Origin of the sequence: Mariniflexile sp. HMF6888, assembly GCF_044335535.1 — a bacterium.
Lineage (GTDB): Bacteria > Bacteroidota > Bacteroidia > Flavobacteriales > Flavobacteriaceae > Mariniflexile.
This window is the reverse complement of record NZ_JBIQVZ010000006.1, coordinates 87,483-110,944: the sequence shown is the minus strand read 5'-3', so window position 1 is coordinate 110,944 and position 23,462 is coordinate 87,483. Positions and strand designations below refer to the sequence as shown.

11 protein-coding genes are annotated in these 23,462 nt (G+C 36.6%); 2 read left to right on the top strand and 9 right to left on the bottom strand.

Translation table 11 applies throughout. The features are described 5' to 3' along the window. Window positions 1-3: 3 nt before the first annotated feature. A complete protein-coding gene (locus ACGLWY_RS14005; RefSeq protein ID WP_396620294.1) occupies window positions 4-2,787 on the bottom strand; it encodes a LamG-like jellyroll fold domain-containing protein in 2,784 nt (927 codons plus the stop codon). Window positions 2,788-3,001: 214 nt separating this feature from the next. After that, window positions 3,002-5,905, bottom strand: coding sequence for a LamG-like jellyroll fold domain-containing protein (locus ACGLWY_RS14000; RefSeq protein WP_396620293.1), 2,904 nt, complete (start codon window positions 5,903-5,905; stop codon window positions 3,002-3,004). 367 nt (window positions 5,906-6,272) lie between these two features. On the opposite strand from ACGLWY_RS14000, the gene ACGLWY_RS13995 reads away from it, so the two are divergent. Beyond that, the gene (locus ACGLWY_RS13995) at window positions 6,273-9,875 is read left to right on the top strand and encodes a family 43 glycosylhydrolase (RefSeq protein ID WP_396620292.1); all 3,603 of its coding nucleotides are present in this window, start codon (window positions 6,273-6,275) and stop codon (window positions 9,873-9,875) included. A gap of 935 nt (window positions 9,876-10,810) precedes the next feature. Next, a complete protein-coding gene (locus ACGLWY_RS13990; RefSeq protein WP_396620291.1) occupies window positions 10,811-12,457 on the top strand; it encodes a T9SS type A sorting domain-containing protein in 1,647 nt (548 codons plus the stop codon). 85 nt (window positions 12,458-12,542) lie between these two features. Here ACGLWY_RS13990 and ACGLWY_RS13985 read toward each other — a convergent pair whose 3' ends face one another. From ACGLWY_RS13985 to ACGLWY_RS13955, 7 genes are all read right to left on the bottom strand, one after another. Next, window positions 12,543-12,677, bottom strand: a complete 135-nt coding sequence (locus tag ACGLWY_RS13985) for a hypothetical protein (protein ID WP_396620290.1) — start codon at window positions 12,675-12,677, stop codon at window positions 12,543-12,545. A gap of 99 nt (window positions 12,678-12,776) precedes the next feature. Then, window positions 12,777-13,238 (bottom strand): hypothetical protein, encoded by a 462-nt coding sequence (locus tag ACGLWY_RS13980; RefSeq protein ID WP_396620289.1) that lies wholly within the window; start codon window positions 13,236-13,238, stop codon window positions 12,777-12,779. 16 nt (window positions 13,239-13,254) lie between these two features. Then, window positions 13,255-14,649: a glycoside hydrolase family 27 protein gene (locus ACGLWY_RS13975; protein ID WP_396620288.1), complete on the bottom strand. Its 1,395-nt coding sequence runs from the start codon at window positions 14,647-14,649 to the stop codon at window positions 13,255-13,257. A 306-nt stretch (window positions 14,650-14,955) separates the two neighbouring features. Next, window positions 14,956-16,857 carry a family 43 glycosylhydrolase gene (locus ACGLWY_RS13970; RefSeq protein WP_396620287.1) on the bottom strand — a complete coding sequence of 634 codons (1,902 nt, stop codon included), beginning with the start codon at window positions 16,855-16,857 and terminating at the stop codon, window positions 14,956-14,958. Next, window positions 16,854-17,942 (bottom strand): glycoside hydrolase family 43 protein, encoded by a 1,089-nt coding sequence (locus tag ACGLWY_RS13965; RefSeq protein ID WP_396620286.1) that lies wholly within the window; start codon window positions 17,940-17,942, stop codon window positions 16,854-16,856. The genes ACGLWY_RS13970 and ACGLWY_RS13965 overlap by 4 nt, the downstream gene beginning before the upstream one ends. A gap of 229 nt (window positions 17,943-18,171) precedes the next feature. Further along, window positions 18,172-20,556, bottom strand: coding sequence for a TIM-barrel domain-containing protein (locus ACGLWY_RS13960; protein WP_396620285.1), 2,385 nt, complete (start codon window positions 20,554-20,556; stop codon window positions 18,172-18,174). A gap of 4 nt (window positions 20,557-20,560) precedes the next feature. Further along, window positions 20,561-22,699 carry a family 43 glycosylhydrolase gene (locus ACGLWY_RS13955; RefSeq protein ID WP_396620284.1) on the bottom strand — a complete coding sequence of 713 codons (2,139 nt, stop codon included), beginning with the start codon at window positions 22,697-22,699 and terminating at the stop codon, window positions 20,561-20,563. Between the last annotated feature and the right edge of the window lie 763 nt (window positions 22,700-23,462).

Sequence of the window (23,462 nt, the reverse complement as noted above, 5' to 3'; positions counted from 1 at the left end):
CAGTTAATGTGCTACTACAAATTTCTTTACAACTGATTTCGATGCACTATTCAAACTCAAAATATACATACCAGACGCTAAATTTGATACATCAAAAACAATATTTTCGTTATTTTTTAAAATTTTCCCCATCAATACCCGACCGTTTAAATCGAAAATGGTTAAAGTTGATTGATCTAGCCCTATTTGATTGTTTATTTTAATGTACAATACATCTTTTGAAGGCACAGGGTAAATCGTTAACATATTATCATACTTCGAATCTTCAACCGATAAAGTGCTGGCTAATGCCATAACTTCATTAGGTGCTAACACATAATTATAAACTCTAAAATCATCTATACTTCCCTTCAATAAAGGGTCTGGCCACTGGCTTCTCCCAATAAAATTCAATACTGGTTTAAAGTTTAAAGGACTCCCAAAAAAATTACTGGACTCGGCCATTTTTTGTCCATTAACATATAGGGTTGCTACGCTTGCTCCCAAGGTTACTGCTACATGTGCCCATTCGCCTATTGGCAGTGCTGCTGTTTCTATAAACTGCTCCCCACTGCCTATCTTAATGGCAAATCGCAATGTCCCTGCTCCTGAGCTTGGGGTTAAGAACATATATTCATCGGTGTTATTACCAAAATCAAAAATACGTTGCCAGGCATTTCCTCCATTCCATTTAACCCAAGCAGCTACCGTAATTTCTTGGTGGTTGGCTATATCTGGGGAAAGTTGCACAAAATTTGATCCACTTAAGGACAATGCTTGGGATCCTACTTGACCTTCATTATAGGTTGCGTTTAAGTAGGAGGCACTATGATTTAGGTGGTTTGAAATATCCTGTGTATTTCCCTCAAATTGGTAGTGGGCAACCATATCGTTAGCCCCAGAAGCTGTTGCATAAACTTCATTTGAATATTCCGAACGATTCAAGGAGCCATCTACCGCTTTTACCTTATAGAAATATTCCACCCCCGAAAGAACCGTATTATCAACAAAGGAGGTATGGGGTACATTTCGAGCAATTGTATTGTACGCGCCTCCACTAGATTCTGCCCTAAAGACACTGTAACCAGCCACATCTGCCTCTGGACTGGCCGTCCAATCTAATTTTACGGATACCGTTTGTGCGGTAGCCACTAAATTTGTTGGGACACTAGGAGCATCAAATTCTATGGGCGCTCCAACTGGCAATAACCGCCATTGCTGGTTTTCATCACCAGTCGCTGTCCATTGTACTATATTTCCCCCTGGGGTTATGCCAGCACCAAAAACGTCTAAACACATTGTGCTTTCTTTGCTTCGTATTAAAAACCATCCATTTTCCTGATAATCTAAATACCATTGTTGGTTACCACCATTTGCGGAATCCCAAAGATGAATGTTCGCACCATTATCTAAAGAAAAATTAATAACATCTAATGACCTATTAGCATCAGAAACTGGTTTTATGCGATAATAACTAAAATCGCCTCCAATATCCGTTGGAACCGGCGTTACATCAAATATCTGATTGTTCGATCCCATATAGGTATTTTGTCGGACATTGGCTCCATTTCCCGTTCCGTTTACTTCCATTACCAATTTGCTATTTTTATTAACCAGTACATACTGTCCTTGTATAGCTGGTTGAATGTCTTCGCCCCATGTAATATTTATGACACGTTCTGCATTTCTTTGAAGTGGGGTTTGGTATGCTCCATTGGGATCGGCAGGTAGTTCCAGTACAAATTCACGTTGCGGGCCATGACCATCATAATACACCACTCGACCTTTTGAAATAAAAGCATAATTTGTTGGTTTGGCCTGACGTTCTGAAACACCCCCAAAAGCTTGCACCTTGCCGTCTGGATGCCTATATACCGACGCAGCCGTCCAGTTTGGGCGATGTTCTGCATATCCCAATCGCACACCATCACTGGCTTTTACAAATTCCCCGCGAGCCAATTCGGCAGTACCCCACCAAATACCAGTTTGTAAACCATACTCTACGCCTACCATAGCTTCCATGACATTATGAAGTTCATCATTAGTAGCATGGTTGCCATCTGAACGTACCGTTTGATAAAAATTGGCATAATTATTAAAACTGCCTGCCAATTGATGGGTATTACCTTCATCCAATCTCACTTTTAAATAATCATACCAGTTCAGAGCCACATCTGTATTAAGCGTATTGCCACCAGAAACACGAATATTATCAAAATATGTATTATTTTTCAGTTCCCCACAGATAGCATAAAAATCTTGAATAGTACCTTGACCTGTGGCACTCAAGTCTGGTTCATTAAAAGGGGAAACGGTTACAATATTAAAACCTTCGGCTTCATGCATTTTAGCTGTAACCTCAATCAATTTGGCCCAATTGGTGGGATTACCATAAAAATAGGAATGTACACTTGGGTGGTCGCTATTCAGTACTATATTGGCACCTACTCCAATGTTATTTTTAATGATATTGATTCTTAAATTAGTATTGGCAAGGGCATCCCCCTGTAATTCTTCATCATTCAACAAAGGGTCTGTAGGTATAAATGAAGACCGTATCACATCTACATTTTCACTTCCCATAAACGCTAAGCCCCTACGAATATTCCTCTCTGAAAGCCAAGCTAAATCCAGTCCCCAAGTAATAGGTTTTGAAACCCCTGTGGCATCTACATCATAAACTATAGACCTATCTGATATTGGTTGGACAACCAAGTTATCGCTCGTACTGGATATTTGCGCATTTATATAATTTATTTGAAAAAAGCATATTGATACCAGCAATAATAACCTAGTAATTTTGTTCATTATAAATTAATTTTAGTTTAGTTGATAACAAGTGCATAAAAAACTTGTTGTAATTCATCAAATCTAGAAAACAATCTTTGATAAAATGGGAGATAAAATGTTCTTTAAAGGGCTATATATTAGCCAAATATATTCTGATTAAAAATGGCCAACCAAATTGTAGTATTAGGTTGACCAAACTTAAAGTACGGTAAAAGTATATAGTTTAGTATTATTATTTAACCAAAACCTTAATGGCCTGTATGCCGTTTATGTTATCATCTATTTGTACAACATAAATTCCACTTGTATAATTACCCATATTAGTTACACCTTTGCTAGCCAATTGTCCTTTAGCCACCAATTGCCCACTTATAGAATAAAGTCTATAATCAACTTTTTCTTTACCATGATAAACTGCATTTAATGTATTATCCACAGTGAAAAATATATAATCGGATTTTGAAGACAGTACTGCATCCTCAACATCGAGCGTTGTATTAACTAAGTTGGTAATTTCAGTAGAACTCAAAGCACGGTTATATATTCTAAACTCATCAACGGTACCATTTAAATAAGGATCTGGATACTGTGATTTACCAATATAATTTTGGGTGGTTATACCCAAATGGGCTGGGTTAAGGGTAAAATCCTCTTTTCTGCCAACTTCTACACCATCTATGTACATGATGCCTACATTCCCCTCTAGAGTTACCGCCACATGCACCCATGCACCAATAGCAGGACTAACTTCGCTATTTATCTGTTCTTCGGCTCCATTATTTTGTTTAATTGCAAAACGGTATTTTCCCGTACTTCCATTTTGGGGAGTAACAAACATACTGGTGCTAGTATCCGTACCAAAATCAAATAAACGGATCCAATTAGAACTCGCATCAAGTTTCACCCAAGTGGAGATTGTAAAGTCGGTGACATCTTTCAAAAATCCATCTTCGATAGACATATATGAAGTAGATACTCCCGTTAAGTCAATACCACTCCCTTCTTTGCCCGTATTCCAACCTACCGATGCCATCATCGTACCCGAGTTAAGCCCCCACTTATCCAATGGATTGGTTCCCGTACTTTCATTAAAGTTATAATAAAGATGTTGTCCTAAACCGGGTTCTGAAACAACCGCATTCGAATCTCCGCTATCTCCCATATCATTAAAGGCTAAAATTTTATAGTAATATGTAGTTCCGTTAATAGCGGTTAAATCGGTATACTGTGTAGCATCAAAATCTGTTGTGGCAATAGTGGTAAAAGTACCGGATTCTGATTCTGAACGCTTAATATCAAATTGTGAGTCTGGTATAAAATCCCACTTCAGTTTCACTTGGGCATCACCCGAACCCACCAAAATATTAGTCACGGCACTTGGAGCCACTAACTCATTGGTAGTCACCATAACCTCTGGTGAAGAGTCGGCACTTTCACCTCCCGTATTTACAGACGAAATTTTATAATAATAACTGGTTTCTGGTTCTAAACCGGAATCTACGTAATTTAAACCTGTAATATATGAAGCAATGGTTTGATAGATTCCACCAGCAGTAGTTGCTCGTTTTATATTATACGCCTCTGCATTGGTTACGGCAGACCAACTAAGATTTATTTTCTTAGCAGAAATGGCTTCACCAGCTAAATCATTGGGTGCCTCTGCAATAGATTGTGGTACATAAAAATAACTTACCGATATACTTTCTACATTATCCTTTCCTACTACTTTAATACGATACTCTGTAGATTGGGTCGGTATAGACTCACTAGTGCTAAGAATATTGTAATCACTGGAATCATATATGGTTGTCCATGAAAATCCTGCTTTTCTTTGAACAATGTATTTGTTAACTAATTCCCCATTCTTTCCTTCCCAATTAAGAATGAGGCTCTGAAAATCTTCAGATGCTGTAAATGTTAAGGATTCTTTAATAGGTGTCCAGGTGGGGACATACTCTGTAGCGGAGTTGTATGCTTTGTTTGAGGTATGGTCTGCATAATATTCCCCTGCAGGTGTAAGCACTCTGTAATCTGTATCTCCACTAGCATCCACCCATGTAGCTATGGGATTTTGTATGGCTCCTTGCAACCAAACATAATTTTCCCAATCTGGATTTCTAGACCTAAAACCGTCATCGATATTAACAATAAAGGCCCTTCCATCCTCTACCCAATTGTAAAGCGAATAACGTTCTACATAAGGCTTACTTTCCAACACATCTATTATGCCCTTAATATTGTTGAAATGATGGGTTGCGTTAGCATCGGTTAACTTGCTTGGTCCATCAGGAAAACTATTTCCTGTCCAATTAGCCCCCTTATTGCCTTCAGTAATCCAAATAGGGCGTTTAAAACTATTCCATACCCAATCCAAATCACCAGACCATTGCGAAGCAGATTTATTCCAATAGGCGTGAATGGCAACAAAATCCACTCGTAAATTTTTTGCTTCTGCTGCAGCCATAAAGTTACCAAGATAGCCATTAAATGGATCTGAAGTCGCTACGGAACCCACTCTTAAACCTGATTCCATAAAATATTTCCAATTATCTATACATTGTTGAACCGTCATGTTGGCCTGATCTGGACGATCTGGTTCATTGTATCCTAAAAAATGCGTATAACCATCGTAAGTGTTGGCAGGCGTAAAAGATGCCCAATTTAGGTTATGCCTCATAGGTACATATTCTATAGAAGGTGTTGTTGCAACCCCCGTATCCCAATTATAAAACCAACTGCTATTGGTGGCTACCAAATCTTCAATGGGGTTTCCTGTTCCACACCAGCCTCTTTTGGTTACATTTGGATGCCAGGTCATGGTTCTAATAAAGGAAACAGTACCATGTAAATAGGCGGGCATAACCGGCACTTCCAAATCGGCATCTTCAGCTATAAAAACACGGCTGTATCCTGTACCGTCAGAGCTTGTTGCAAATGTGGCCATGTAACCTTGTTGCAGTTTAAATGACTTGATGGTATTATCAAATGCTCCTAAATTTTTATACGCTGTAACAATTTCATAGACTTGGGAATCTCCTCCATAATTTTCTTCGGTATAGATAGTTAAAGGTGATTGGGCACTTAAGTCAAAAGACAATACACATAGAAGTAATATAAATAAGTAATTTTTTAACATCTTGATGGGTTTAGTTTTTTTTTAGGAGTAAGAGACTGTTTAAGTTTTATCCTTTGGCTCTTTTATGTGCCTTTTTCCGCCATACTTCAGCTATTTTTCGGTCCATAGCTATGGCTATGAATCTCAAAATACCTTAGTCTGACAAAAAAATACCCTATAAAACATTCCAAAAACAAAATTTAAACAGTCTCTAAATTTCACACCTAAATGGCTAACCCAAAATTCATAAAACCTATTTCCACAAAAGGGGTACAAAATAGCATTTATAAGGGGAAGAAATGTCCAAACTTTAAAAAGCCATGTTTTAAAATAAAATAGATTGTTATCATTGTATTAACCAACTAAAACCAACCAAAGAGGCATTACTGTGAATTATTTTTTACTAAAATTTATTAAGACTTTATTCTTTACGTTTTCTATTTTTTTTGCTTCTCATTTAAACGGACAAGCTACTATTTTGGTTCAATACGATTTTGATTCTGTCCAAGATGTATCAGGCAATTTTTCGGGGTCGTTAGAAAATGGTGCAACATTAATTCCTTATGGTGATAATTATGTTTTATCCCTGGGCAATGATAATGGCTATTTTGACTTTGGTTCTTATTTTGGAACCCATATTTCGCAATTGGAAAACTTTAGTATTTCTACAAATTTGTTTATTTCAAACGATTATCAAATTAGTAATTTCGGAAATTTTGTTTGGACTTTTGCCCATTCTACAGACATGGCCACAACAGCTAATGGCAACCTTTTTTTTAGTGCCATTAGTTCTAGGTACGCTATTTCAAAAACACATTGGCAAGGCGAAGAAGCTATTTTTATTGAACAGCCATTACCCCAAGGGCGTTGGATAAACCTTACCTATACACAACTTAATGGTGCAGGTGAAATTTATATAGATGGCAACCTTGAAGCACAAGGTTCTGTATCTATCACACCAAGCGATGTAGGCATCACATCTTTCAATTTTTTAGGGCGTTCGTGCTATGCAACGGACAAATATCTTAAAATGGCTCAATATGATAATTTTATCATTTACGATGGCGCCTTAACCCCATCTGAAATCACATCCCTTGCCGAAGCCATTACCCCCCTTAACAGTACTTTAAATGATATATTACTGGCCGAAGCCGCTAGCGAACTACATATCCCAAATGCAGATGCCATAAATTCAAATTTAATTTTACCAACAAACCTCAACGATGGTATTACGGTAAGTTGGGCATCATCAAACACTGGCGTTATTACTTCAAATGGTATAGTAACCCGCCCACCTATTGGCTCTAGCCCCATAAATTTGGTACTCACAGCGACCTTACAGTTAAATGGTTCGGTGTTCGTTAAAGCGTTTGATGTTACAGTGTTACCATTATATTCCGATGCCGAAAGCATTCAAATGGATTTGGCTAATTTAAATATAACAGGTAATACCAATAACATTAGGGAATCTATCCACTTACCCACAATTACCCAAGAAGGTTCTATGGTGGTTTGGTCGTCTGATGCTCCAGATTATTTAAACCACGTTGGACAGGTACAACAACTATCACCGTTTGGAAATGGAAAAAAAAGTATCATTCTAACAGCTACACTCCTAAAAGGAAATGAAAAAACAAGCCGTACCTTCGAGGTTTGGGTTGCCGAAAAAGAAAATCGTTCTTCATATTTACTTTCCTATTTTACGGGAAACGATGCTAATGGAGAGCAAATTCGTTTTGCAGTAAGTAACGATGGTTATAATTACACCCCACTAAATGACGGACAACCCATTATAAATTCTGATACCATTTCCATAAAAAAAGGCGTGCGTGACCCCCATATTTTACGAAACGAAGATGGAAACACCTTTTATATGGTGGTTACTGATATGAAATCCAGTGAAGGCTGGAGCAGCAACCGGGGTATGGTTTTACTTAAGTCCAACGACTTGGTCAATTGGACACATTCCACTGTACATTTTCCAACGAAGTGGCCTGCCGAATGGGGCAATGTATTACGGGTTTGGGCACCACAAACTATTTATGACCCACTGGAAGGGAAATATATGGTGTACTTTTCTTTATGGACTGATGATGCTGCTAGTCCTTACGATAGAATTTATTATTGCTATGCTAACGAAGATTTCACCGATTTGGTAGGCACACCACAGTTACTTTTTGACCGAGGAACATCAACAATTGATGGCGATATTGTGTTTAATGAGATTGATCATTTATATTATATGTTCTTTAAAAATGAAGCCTTGGGAGGTATCAGTCAGGTAACCTCACCAACGCTTACAGCTCCAACAGGCGAGGCACCAGGGTCTCAATGGAGCATACCTTCCCCTCCTCTCCAACAAACCAATAAAGCGGTAGAAGGGTCTGGGGCTTTTAGATTAATAAATACAAACCAATGGGTACTTATGTACGATTGCTACACCAATGGACATTATCAATTTTGCAATGCCCCCAATCTTACCGATTTTAGTTTCGTACAAGATAATTATGATATTGGTGCCCGCCATGGTACTACCATATCCATATCAGATGAAGAAGCCGCAAGACTTGTTGTTAAATGGCCAAGCACGGCATTATCTCCTACTCCTGAAGGTGCCAATAACAAAAGAATCAAAAACAATGGATTTAATCTAAACACTACTAACAAAACAATAAAATTAGCGGTTAGTTATGGTACAGATATTTCCAACTTTGAACCAGAATTGTATGCATCACCAGGTACAGAAATTTTACCAACAGGCCTTCAAGATTTTAGTACTGGCCCTATTAACTATCAATTAACCCAAAACGGAATAAGCGTTGTATATTCGGTTTCAGTGCATGTAGAAGTCAATACGGTTCTTCCAAATTTTCATGCCGATCCAGAAATATTATATTCTGAAAAAACAGGGAACTTTTATATGTATCCAACTACCGATGGATTTCCAGGTTGGGGCAGCTATACTTTTAACGTGTTCTCTTCACCCGATTTAGTTAACTGGACGGATGAAGGTGAAATTCTAGATTTAAAATCAAACCAAGTACCTTGGGCTACAGGTAACGCTTGGGCTCCCACCATTATAGAAAAAAATATAAACGGAAACTATAAATACTTTTTCTACTTTAGTGGAAACGCTGGAACCAAAAATATTGGTGTTGCCGTAGCAAACGCTCCTACTGGACCGTTTATTGATTCGGGTTCTCCTTTAATTTCACAATTACCATCTGGTGTTAATGGTGGGCAACTTATTGATGCCGATGTTTTTGAAGATCCTATTTCTGGCAAAAATTACCTCTACTACGGAAATGGTTTTATGGCCGTTGCCGAACTTAACGACGACATGGTTTCCATTAAGTCTGGTACTACATCGGTTATAACGCCATCTGGCGGAAACTTAAGTACCTATGCGTACCGAGAAGGCACACATGTGTTTTATAGAAACGGATTGTACTATTTTCTCTGGTCTGTTGATGACACCGGTTCGGCCAATTATCATGTAGCCTACGGCACCTCAACATCGCCAACAGGTCCTATAAATGTTGCCAACCAACCTATTGTTATCATTCAAGATCCTGAAAATGATATATATGGCACAGGCCATAATTCAATTATTAAGATACCGGGAAAGGATGAATGGTACATTGTTTACCATCGTATTCATGCCGATTATATTGGATTAGATCCTGGAACGCATAGAGAAGTGTGCATCGATCGATTAAGTTTTAATCCTGATGGAACTATTGTTCAAATAACACCAACACGTCAAGGTATCGAACCAGTAATATTAGACCATGTAAAAAAGGCTTTAAGTCTTACTAAAAATAGCCTTCCTAAGAATTTAAAACTCATTAAGCAAGAGATTTATAATTTTTCAGGACAATTCTTGGGAGACAACATAACACATCTAAAAAACGGACTTTATATTATCAAGGAATTCTATGAAAACGGCACTGTGTCTGCACGAAAAATATATAAACAGACCAAATACTGATTATGAAGATTAGTCAATTTCAATAAAACAACATAAATGAACTACCCCGAACAGAGCCATCGAGGTATCAAGTAGAATAAACAAATTTCTTAAAACGAACAATCCCCGCAGAGCCTAGGTATACTTCGACTAGGCTCAGTACAGGTTTTGTTCGTTTCCTATTGTCCTAAAGGCACAAAAACCGATATTTATTTTTTACACCTCACCCAAAACTGCCTGACAGTTTTGACTTCTCCTCAAGGAACTACGGTGTTCCCACAAATATTTGCCACGAATACATAAATTTCTGCTTTTACCAAAGCCTCCAAGCCTTTGCAGGCTTGGAATTCGTGTAATCTTTAGTGCTTTTTTTACTTTTAACAGTAAGGCATGTTCATTTTGATGTGTGTGTTTTTAAAATATTCATGAAATCGCCATGATTCGGAAAAACAATTGATAATCATCGAACACCAATGAGAATAAAATTTGTGAGATAAACACCAATGAAGATTAAAGCGATTGCTTCGCCAGTTCGCTATCGCTCGTGTCCATATGACCTTTTAAAAACAATAAATATTCACATATGAAAATTTCACGAATTTATCACGCCGACCGCATGATTCATCAAAAAACAATTCGTGAATCTGTGGCGTTTTAAAGATGTGGGCACACCGTAGCCTCAAGGAGAGGTAGAAGCGGACACGAGTAAAGCGAACTGGCGAAGCAAACCCTGGGGCAAGCCCCTAAGAATTCTTTAGATTAAATAATCTAACCCATTCTAAGATTCCTTTTTTTTAGAATTATTTTAAAATTTCCATTATTGGACATTTTGTGCACGTTATTTGGCTGATTTATACCTTAATAAACTCAAGCATTGCATGTAATTTTACATAGTAACAAATGTGAAGCAAACATTTATTACCCGCTAACTAAATATTAATTAAAACTTTATTAAAATGAAAAAAATTACCAAAATGCTATTATCATTGTCAATGCTTTTATTGTTAAGCTTTACGCTTAACGTAAATGCACAAGACTGTTATTCTCCAACCTATCCCTCGGGAAGCAACCTAGTGCCCAACCCTTCTTTTGATGGCGATTTTGCTTCTCAAACAGGCTGGGCCAAAGCATGGACTAATTTTGATCCAAAATCAACTGAAAACTCTTGTGGTACTGATACGACAGGAAGCTTGTTTTTAAAAGGTAATTGCTGGCCTGACGGTGGTGTATTAGAATTTGATTCCGGCATCGCTATTGTACCTGGCCATAGGTATCAAATTATTGCCCATATTAAAAATGAAACCGCTGCAGATAACGCTTTTAATTTTCACTTACCTTCTGGTATATGGGACCTAGCTGCTACAAACAACCACCCTACGGATGATGCGTTCCTTGTGGGGATTCCAAATGGTACAGGTTGGGTGCTATTTGACCAAACCATCACGGCTGGTGCCAATGCCAGCGGAAATGTAAAACTGCTCTTTATGTCTTGTGATGGTTTTGTAGCTTCTACCATAGATGATTTAATCTATTTGGATAATTTTGAAATTTATGACCTTGATCAAGAGGCGCCAGCACTTACTGTTTCAAAAACCAAATTATTATTTAATGAGTCTAATACCCAATTAACTTTTGAAGTTACTGGCAACAACTTAAACGAAGACATTACATTAATAGCACCAACAGGAATTTCATTGGACATTGCCAGTATTTCTTATGCTACGGCATCTACTCCTACAACGGTGACTGCCACATGGGATGCGAGCGCAAACATAATGAATCAAGAAATAAATATTTTTAGTGGTTATGATGCATCTGCCAATGTTAATGTCATTGCTTCAATTGACTCTCCTTGTTTTACTCCTTTGGACGCAAATCTTAACTTAATCTCAGACCCCACTGTTATGGATAGATCTAACTTTGGTGGTTGGGGCGATGTAACTATTGCTGTAGATGCCGAGGGTGCTTGTGGTGCAACCTCAGCTTTATTGACTATAACTGGAGAAGGCACATATTCTAATGGCGGGTGTGCATTCGACATTAATGGTATTACCTTTGCTCCTAATACGCAGTACGGTTTACAAGCTAAAATGAAAACTGTAGGTGGTCATATCGCATTTAAACTGATTAATGGTGGTGCTGATACTTTCTTTGATGACAACAGTAATAGCCCATTAATAGAGGTAAATACTTCAGATGCTTGGGTAACCATTTCAAATACTTTTACTACTGGGGCTGATCCTACTAATCTTTCAATTACTTTTAACAGTGCTGATCTTGTAACAAATGCATTTGCATCAGAAGTTCATATTGATAACCTTGAGTTATACGATATGGCTACCCTAAGTGTAGATTCCCCTAATAAAAACACCTTAAACGTGAGAGTATATCCTAATCCTGCTAAAAATGTTTTAAATATAGACACTAGTTCTAACGTCTCTAAATTAAATATTTATGATGTATTTGGAAGAACTGTAATATCAAAAGACAGCTTTGGGAAATCAAACTTAAAATCTATTGATGTTTCTAATTTAAGTAGTGGCACTTATATTTTACATGCCACTATTGACAACCAAAATCAAGTCATAAAGTTTATAAAATAATACACAATCCGTATTATATACAACTTAAAAAGGTCGGTACAAAATTGTACCGACCTTTTATTATAATAGAATTTATTTAAAGACTCTAAAGCGAGTATTTCATCACAGAATATTCTGAATTATAAGTTATTTGTTTAGTATCTTTATTTATTGTATTCATAGAATTAAGTGCTTCAATGTGATTTGCCATGGCATCGGCTATTTTTTCTGGAAACCCCATAGCACATAAGTTAAGTAATATTTGAGTTTATATATCCAAGGCGTCCCTGTAAATTCACAGGAATTTGTTCTCTTAAAGCATCCCAAGATGATTGATTTACTAGGGAATAAAAGGCTTTACTACTACCAATTTATCAGCAGATAAGTCTACTTCAAACAAATGTGGGATTCTAATTGTTTTTTCTCCTATCTTTTTATGGCTATGAATGGCCATTAATGTTTTTCCTTCGAAAGTTTTAAACAGCATTCCATGACCAAAATTTGGTGGCGTTATGGGGTCTTTTTCTTGAATCCAAGGCCCATCTAAAGTGCCACTTTCAGAATAAGCAACACCTTGTACATAAACATCGTAAATCCAGCTTGTCCAGAGCATTCCCAAACGTCCTGTTCCTGTTTTAAACAAAAAAGGACCGTCGGTTACCTTATTTGGTCTGTCATTACCTTTACTATCTTTTTCGCGACTCCAAGGCGAATCGCTTGCTTTAAATAACAACTTGCCTTCTCCCACCGAACCGCTTAAATCGGATTTTATAGTAACTTTTGCTGTTTTGGTTTCTATCATTTTCTAATTATTATACTTATTTTACAGCTTCAATTTTATATAATCCCGAGGCGTGAGGGGCTAACGTTTGAGCAAAAACATGATTAAACTCACCAACTTCTTCGCCTTTCCACATATTGGATATCTTAACTTTTCCTGATAAGCCCAAATCTGATAATTTCACTTCTACATCAAGTGATGAGGCATCTGACACATTGAATAATGCTAAATAAGTCACACCTTCCTTTTCATTTTTTGAGGTAATTGCTAATTTTTCATTTTCAAAATACAGTTTACGCACATTAGTACTTTCCGCATGCATTTTTAACACCTCTTTATTGGTTAACAACGACAGCGTAAACGCATCGTTACTAGGTAAATCGCCTCCAAAAAACAACGGGGATTTAAAAATGGTAAAAAACGTCATTAACGTATATTGTTCCTCCTTGGTTAAATTTGCCATACGGTCTTTTCCAACCTCACCTCTAATAGCTAACCTTCCCAAAGGAATCATATCACAATCTGGCCAAGTACCCGGTTTAATATAATCGAACCAATCTTGGCTTACCTCCATTAAATGCTTAATATGCCACCAACTGTCCCAAACATCATTTACCATACGCCACATATTGGCATGTTCACTTACATGACCTGCTGCATTTACAGGTGTTTCGCCAGGGGACGTGCTTAACACTATATTACGTCCGCAGTTATCAATAGCTTTTCTTATTAATTCAATTTCATCTTTGTGATAAATTGGTGCTGACAAATCGTCTATCTTAATAAAGTCTACACCCCAACTCGCATATAACTCAAAAATAGAATTATAATATTCTTGAGCTCCAGGTTTGTTGGCTACAATGGTATAATTATCTTTTAACCATTTACACTGGTTTTCGGTTGAATATATTTGATCTGCCGTAATACCATTGGTTCCTTTTATGGGAAGTTTATTTTCAACTGCAGTTTTTGGAATTCCTCGCATGATATGAATTCCAAATTTTAGGCCTTTACTGTGTACGTAATCGGCTAAGTCTTTAAAACCATCTCCATTTTTTGCTGACGGAAACTTATTTACTGCAGGCATATAACGACCGTATTCGTCCATTACATAAATTGGATCACTTTGATTATAACCATGGCGCTTTGTATTCTCCACAAACCATCGAATATCGACCACAACATATTCCCAGCCATAGCCCATTAGCTTTTCTGCCATATAATCTGTGTTTGCCTTTACCTCATCTTCTGTTACCGTAGGACCATAGCAGTCCCAACTATTCCAGCCCATTGGCGGCGTTTGTGCCCATGCTTTAAAACCCATCTCCTTTTTAAGTGCTTCGGTTACAACAATTTCTTTTTTTATACTGTTTTTACAGGCTACCAAAATCGTAGTGATAGCAATTAGTTTGAATACGTTGCTTAGTTTCATCAGTTTATAATATTGTTTTTTAAGGTCAGATGAATATCCGAATAACCATCCTCTAATATGATTAGAATTAATCATGGATATTTCATACTTCGTAAGCTGTTTATTGGTCACAGAAATAGTTAAAACTATGCATTTTTGTGCATTTCCCTTTTAGTTCTAAAAATTTTTACCGCAAATTCGCAGATTACCTAAAATGTTAAAAATTTGCGAATCTGCGGTAAAATTTCACCGATTAATTTCGCAAACTAATCTTGCAGACAAAAAGTCTGCAAACAAAACTATGGACTTCAAGTCCATAGGAGTTGTTTATTTATTAACTCCTGTTGTCGACATTATGATCGGCTTTATAGTTCCTTCTTTATTATACTCCAGTTTATCAATACATACCGATCGGCTATAGCTCCCACCATCAGTTTGTATGCCTCCATTATGATATATAAAATATGATAGCCCTTTAAATTCAACAATAGCCTGGTGGTTGGTGTTGCTATTCCCAGCTATTTCATTTAAAATGCCTTGGTATTCATAAGGGCCTTCAATACTATCGGCCATGGCATAGGCTATTTTTTCAGGGAATTCTGTAGCGTAAGTTAAATAATATTTGTCTTTACGTTTATGTATCCAAGGGGCTTCCGTAAATTCAAAACCTTCAAAATTTAATTGTTTTACCTCACCATCAATTTCAATCATATTCTCTTTTAGTTTGGCATAGTAACATTGTCTGTTTCCCCAGAAAATCCAAGTTTGTCCGTTATCATCAATAAAAATAGCAGGATCTATACATGCCCATGAATGTGAAGAGGCAAAACAATCTTCATTCGTTAATAAAGGTTTTCCCAAAGCATCTTTAAATGGCCCTTCAGGTTTATCGGAAACTGCTACTCCTATACCACTCCAATTGGTACTTATATACCAATAATATTTTCCATTTTTCCCTATAACATGACCAGCATAAGCGTCTCCACTCGTTGCCCATGGAAAATCTGTAATTTTAAGCGGAACGGGGAACTCTGTCCAGTTTTGCATATCTGTAGTGGAAAACACACACCAATCTTTCATTTTATAGCCTTTTTGACCACCTTCGAAATCATGACCTGTATATAACCAGAGGGTATCATCTTCAACAAGGGCGGCAGGATCGGCAGTATATTTATGGGTAAAAATGGGGTTGCCTTGCGACTTATAATGCCTTGGCTTTTCAGATACATTTCCCCATTGGTCTTTAAGTCGGTTTAATTCTTCCTTGGTAATTTCTATAACGCTTCCGTGCCTTGGATGGAAATTTTTGGTGAAGGATTCTGGTTTTTGAGTAAAACTGTATAAATCTTTACTACGCTGAAACTCATAGCGTCCACTAGAATATAAATCGTACATTAAAATATATTCTTCAGAATTATTCAACTTAAAAACTGAAGATCCCTCAACCGTTGTTTTATTATTGGCATAAGAATCAAGATACTCAAACGATTCCTTCCACGGTCCTTGTAACGATTTGCTGGTTGCCTGTTTTATCCCGTTTTTAATTTCTTTACCATTTTCATCTTTGGTATTTCCCTTGTAGAATAAATGATACGTTCCGTCTTTATAAATAATATCACCATCAATGGCGCCGTCTTTAGCACGGTACATTAATGCTGGAACAGATTCGAATCCTGAAAAATCTTTGTTGGCATAAGCACTATAAAAATCTAACTTATCATCATCTTTAAATTTTACCGTAAAATAAATTAGGTATTTTTTGACCACAGGATCATAAATGGTTTGCGGCGCCCAAACCCAATAGGCTTCAGCAAATTTATCTGGATAATCTTTTGACAAATTTATTTTACGGTGTTTCCATTCAGTTAGATTATCAGATTTCAACAATACGATTCCCGGATTTTCCTTCCAACCATTTGATGCTGTTGACATATCGGTAGCGACCATGTAATATGAGTTTTTATCTTCGCCTCTTAAAATATGCGGGTCGCGAATACCTCCAGATTGTGAAATGTCGTCTGAATTTAATATAGGTTTGTTATTATTTAAGGCCGTCCAGTTAATTGCATCTTCACTGATTGCAAAACGCAGTTGTTCTTCACTTTTTCTGCTTTCTGCTGCACCTTCAAAATAGGCAAATAGATAGCCTTCAAAATTCGTATTTTGTGCCTGTAAGGTAAAGACACACACTATTGATAAAACAACCGATTTTAACACTAGTTTCTTCATGGTTCTTCATTTTTAAATGAAGGTGACATTCCCCAATGGTTTGACAACCGGATAGCTTCTAATGTAGTTAAAGGAATAACAGCACCGTGCTTAGGTGACGTGAAATTTGTTGTTTTCATTTCACCTTTATTAAAATGCCCTAAATTTTTAAAGGTTTTAAAATCCGTAGTTTCAACAAAACCAAAATTGTGTGGTTTTATACTGAAAATATCATACATAAGCACCCATGTTTCGCTGTCCAATCGTTTCCATACGTTGGGTGCTTCGCAAGAACCTGGTTCTGAATCAATCCATTCCGGATTGTATCCATATCCCTTATTTATTTCGTTTGAAAACGCCATTTTTATACCTCCTAGATTTTCCTGCGCGACATACATCATACAATAACGACCATCTGGTAAAGACGTTATATCGGCATCCAACACTTGAATCTTTTCATTTGGGTAGTCAAACAACAGTTGAGGTTCGGTAATTAATTTTGTAAAATCTTCATTGGCGTAAGCATAATACATTTTTGTTAACCCGTGCCCCATTCTCATGGTGAAATACACCATCATTTTTTTCTCCTTCGGATCGTAAATCGTTTGAGGCGCCCAGGCACAACCCATATCTTCATAACCTTCGAAAGCTTCATCAAACAGGAAATTACTGTGTATCCAATGAATCAGGTCGTACGATTTCATAAGTACGAAGCCACGGTTGTTGCCCCAATCGTATTTTTCAGCAGGTCTTTCCCATTGGGTGTCTCGCAAACCTTGTTCTTTACCAAAAATGTGAAGATCGGTCATTACCATATAAAAAGCACCATCTGGTCCTCTAGAGATGTGAGGGTCTCGAATGCCTTGTTGACTTGCAATGGTATCGCCTAACACCACTGCTTTTCCTTGATTTACATCGGTAAAACTATAGCCATCGGTACTTAATGCCATATGCAAACTATGGTCATCATCTTTAAAGTATACCATAAGATAAGCACCCGTATCCTTTGGTTCTTCCTTAGTGGTTTTTATTCCTTCTCTTAATGATTTACAATTAAAGAAAACCACTATAGCAAGGAATAGATTTATACTTATTAAGTTCTTCATTTTTCCTGTGAATGGTTTTTTATTTTAAGTATTTAAAGAATCAGGAAGCTCCCAAAAAATATTTATTGAAGTGGTTTAAACTTTTCTCAATTGGCTAAAAAATCGCCTTTTTTTGCCCACTCTACGTCTTTTTTTCTTTCCGTAGCAATGCTATGCAACTCTAAAAAGGCTTCGATTGGACAAAAAATGACTGATTTTCGCTTCAATCAAAAAAGTTTAAACCACTTCATTATTTTCCAGTTAGATGTATTGTTTTTTGAGCGCCACTATAGGAAACTAATTCATATTTTTTTGAACTCTCCAAACCAACTCCATTATCATTACCGACTAAAGCAATTTTAAAGTCATATTGCTTTATGATACCTTTATAATCTCCCTGTTGTTCTCCTATGGTTAATTTTTTTGACTTGTCATCCCATTTAAAGTTAATCGTGCTATATTTTCCTTCTTCGTAATTATAATTGTCCCCTTCATCATTGTATAAAGTAAATTCGCAATCGGATCCTGGATAAACCCGTATTTCTAAAGATTCCCAATTTTTTTCATTCGCATATTGTACCTCTGGTCCCCAAGGAATGATGGCACCTGCTTTTACATATAATGGCATGATATCTATAGGAGTTTCCCTAACTATTTCTTGACCACCTTTTATGGTTTCTCCTGTCCAGAAATCAATCCAGTTATTTGATTCAGGCAAGTAAACCGAACGATTTTTAACTTCACTAAAATCTTCAACCATGTTTTCGTCTTTTCCTTTGGAATACATTTGATTTATTACGGGAGCAACTAAAAATGAGCTTCCAAAAATATATTCATCTGCAATATTTAGTGTTTTTTCGTCTTTTGGATATTCCAATGGAAGTGCTTTCATGAACGAATCGGATTGATTTGTTACTTTCCAAGCGGTTGAATACAAATAAGGCAACAATCTATATCTTAATTTGATTGATTTTTCAATGGCATCAAAAGCCCAATCACCTCTATTTCCAAATTGATAAATTTCTCTTGGCAAGCCTGTACCATGTGAACGCATCATAGGCGTAAAGGTTGCAAACTGAGCCCAACGCACATACAGTTCTTTAAACTCAGGATTTTCCACACCGCCTCCTTTACGATGTCTCCCTGCAAAAAAACCTCCTATATCTGCATTCCAATAAGGTATCCCACATATGGTGAAGTTTAGTGCAGCAGGAATTTGTTCTCTTAAAGCATCCCAAGAGGATTGAACATCGCCAGACCATGAATTTGCTGCATGACGTTGTTGCCCTGCAAATGCTGACCTGGTTAATATATATACCCTTTTGCTTTCGGTGGTTTTTCTTTGGTGTTCATAGATACCTTTTGTGTGTTCTAAAGAAAATGCATTTGATACTGAGCGGTAGGATCCTAATTTTGTTTGTTGATCAAAATCACTGTCTTTCACATTAATATGGTCTGGTTCTGTGGAATCCAGCCACCAAGCATCCGTTCCTTTTGAAAACACCCCTTTATTTAAATAGTTCCAATAAATATCCCTAGCTTCTGCGTCGTAAACATCGTATGGCTTTGTACCACTCTTTGGTGGCCACGTATCAAAATCAATCAGCATATCTTTATCTTTAAATACAGCGTATTGTTCCGTCAACGGTCCAAAACCTGGCCATGCAACTACCATTAAATGGGCATTCATAGCGTGCACCTTATCAGCCATTTCTTTTGGGTTTGGAAATCTATCGACATCCCATTTCATGGCATTCCATAAGCTATCTTCTCCCCAATATCTCCAATCCTGGATAATACCGTCCAAAGGCACTTCTAAATCTCTATACTTTTTTACGACACTTAATAGTTCATCCTGGGTTTTATAGCGCTCTCGTGATTGCCAATACCCATAGGTCCATAAAGGAAACATGGGTGCCTGACCTGTTAAATCCCTCATTTTAGTTATGGCTCCTGCGCCTCCTTTTCCATACATAAAATAATAATCAACACAATCTCCCAAGGATTCAAACGATGTTTCTTGGTCAGAATCCACAAACTTTGTCTCAGCATAATTATCCCAAAAAACGCTGTAACCCTTTATAGAATAAAAATATGGTATAGTAATATTATGGTTGCTGTTTTTTAACGTGACCTCTTGGTTGTTTTGCTTGAGCTTACCATTTTGTAATTGCCCTAAACCATATATGGCCTCATCTGCGGCAAGCTGAAACGATTGCTTTACCATATAGCTTTGTTTCCCTGCATCATTGAAAGGTGTAAATTGATTTTCCACGCTTTGCTCACTTAACAGACTATTGCCTTTCAAGTCTTCGTACAAAACCTCTCCTGTTTTTAAATTTAACTGAACTTTTATGTCTTTTGATTTTAAAACAATAATATCTTTCTTGTTTGATATCTTTAGTTTTAGATCTTCTAACGGCTTAATGACTGTGAGCGATTCTTTCTTTAAATTAGAACCGGAAGGGGACTTTAACACCCTTACAATTGAAGATGAATAAAATTGAATTTGGATCTTGGTTTCTCCAACGGTTGCAATGATTCCGTTTTCTGATTTTACATACTTTTTTTCATTGGAGAATGAAGTGAATAGAACAAAACTTAATGCAATTATACTTAAAATTACTTTTTTCATAAACTTATTCTATTGATTTTATTCCAGACACCGTTGGTTTTACAGGCTTGATACTTCCATCGGCATTAAATTCCAATTTATCTATACAGACTTCCCTGTTAAACCCTGCAGCTCTTCCCATTGTAATACCGTTAGGCCTGTTAAAACGGTGGTAGACAATATGCCATGTATCGGTATCTGGTGTTTGTATCACACTATTGTGCCCAGTACCGTAAATGCCATCTTCTGGTCTTTTTTCTATTACAATGTTATTTTCTGGAATATTTAATGGCCCTGTTGGAGCATCTGAAGTGGCATATCTTACTCTATAGTTTGGACTTCTTGTATCGTCTTCAGACCACATAAAGTAGTATTTTCCGTTTCTATAAAAAACCTCGGTACCTTCCCTAAAAGTGTTATCTGGATTTAAAAGTTTTAAGGTGTTTGGCTTCATAGAGACCATATCGTCATTTAACTCAACACACGCCATGTGGCCATTGCCCCAGTACAGATAGCTTTTCCCAGACACTGGATCAGTAAAAATATCTGGGTCTATTTCTTGACCGCCTTTAGCTCCTTCTGGTCTTTCTGAAATCAATGGTTCTCCAGAATCTACAAAAGGGCCTGTTGGATTGTCTGATACTGCTACCCCTATTTTCTGTGCTGCCGTGAAATAATAAAAATATTTATAAGCACCATTAATTTTCTTTTCAATAGAACAAGGCGCCCAGGCATTTCTGTCTGCCCAACTTACATCCTTTTTTAAGTCAAGGATCACACCTTCATCTGTCCAATTAATTAAATCTGGTGATGAGAATGTTTTAAAATACGTACCGGACCACCCTGTAAAACCATCACTTGTTGGATAGATGTAGTATTTGTTATTTTTATGGGAATAAATAATTTCCGGATCGGCATAAAACCCACTTAAAACAGGATTGTTATCCTCATGAACCGAAACTTTGTACGTTTTTGATTTTCCTGCTGATTCAACAACATAATCTACAGCACCTTTTGAAAAATCCTGTACTCCTGTGGTTTTTAGATTAACCCACGGCACCGTTTGAATTTTTAGGTCTAAATTTGTTATGTCTGTTCCCAATTTTACAGGAATGTACATTGTACCTGATTCGTCATTTATATCAACATTATGTTTCCTAACGGCATCAGAATTAAAATTTACAAAGGCACTTTTATCCAACAAGCCCCATTTTTGAATTAAAGCCTGAGTTTCTTCTTCTGTAATAGGAATTACGGTACCATGCCTTGGATGGAAATTCATAGAAATTTCATCATCTACAATAGTAAAGTTTTGCAAATCTTTTGTTTTAGTAAACTGATATTTTCCTGATGTGTACATATCGTACATTAAAATATATTCATCTGAATCAATCAACTTAAAAATTCCAGAGCCTTCTACTGCCGCATCTGTTTGATCGAAAAAACCATCTAACTGAACATAACCTTCATTTATTTTATCAGATACCGCTTGCCTAATACCTCCTCCAGCACTTTCGTTCTTAAAAAATAGGTGATACTTCCCATCATTATAAATAATATCACCATCTATACAGGCACTGTTTGATGGGCTATAAAACAATTGTTTTGGGGTAGTTGCTAATCCTGTAAAATCTTTATTTGCGTAAGCGTAGTAAATAATATCTGGTCCTGTATCTCCTAGCATAGACCAGTAAATCATGTACTGATTGGTTGTTTTATCGTAAATGGTTTGTGGTGCCCAAACACGCTTAATATCACCATATTCCTGCGGATATGTTTCAGGGATGTTTATAATGCTTGACGACCAATTAATCAAATCTGTTGATTTCATTAAAATCATGGCATAGTTGTTCCAACCTTGTTCTGTTACATACAAATCTGTAACCACCATATAAAACGTTTTTCCATCTGCACCACGTAAAATGTGAGGGTCTCTCACACCTCCAGAAGAGCTTATTCTTTTTGAATCTATTATAGGTTGATTGTTATTAAGCGCATAATAATTGTAACCATTGCTACTCAAGGCATAACGGATGGCTTCTTCTCCATGCTCATTTCCAGTGAAATAGGTAAATAGATAATTAGTGTATTTAACTTCTTTACAAGAAAACAAAATTGCTACTGTAAAGCACATTAAAATAAGCCTGTAGACTGATGATTTCATTAGTTTCATTTCTAAATGTTATAGTTATTATTGTTTAGTTCTTTGGTATATAATGAACTCATCTTGATTTTTTTGGTTGAAGCAAATAAGTCAAGATGAGTTCAATGAATTGCTATGGTTTCATTACTTATTTAAAAAAAATGAAAACATATTTTATAAACGTATAAACAACACTTATCAAATATAAAGATTATTATAGATACTATTTTATATTAATTCTATTTTATTGATTTATGGCCTCCTTTTTTCATGTGCACATATTGAACTCGTTTATTTATTGTTTTTTCAATATTCACATGAACACACCTTAGATAATCATACTCGCATGTATGGACTTAGTCCTCATGGATTGTTTCATCTGTTTATTTTATTGTTTTTTATTGGTCAGATGGTGCATCCATAATCATGCTCCTGTGTGTTAAGAATATTTTTAGCATGGATGGTTCATCTGTTTATTTTATTGTTTTTTATCGGTCAGATGGTGCATCCATAATCATGCTCCTGTGTGTTAAGAATATTTTTAGCATGGATGGTTCATCTGTTTATTTTATTGTTTTTTATCGGTCAGATGGTGCATCCATAATCAAGCTCCTGTGTGTTAAGAATATTTTTAGCATGGATGGCTCATCTTAACTTGTAATAACTATTTATTTTTTTAGTACATGTCAAAAATTCAAATATATTCAGATGTCAGTCTGAGCACAGTCGAAGACATTGGAAAAAATGCTTTTAATTGCATTTCGACTGCGCTCAATGTGACACA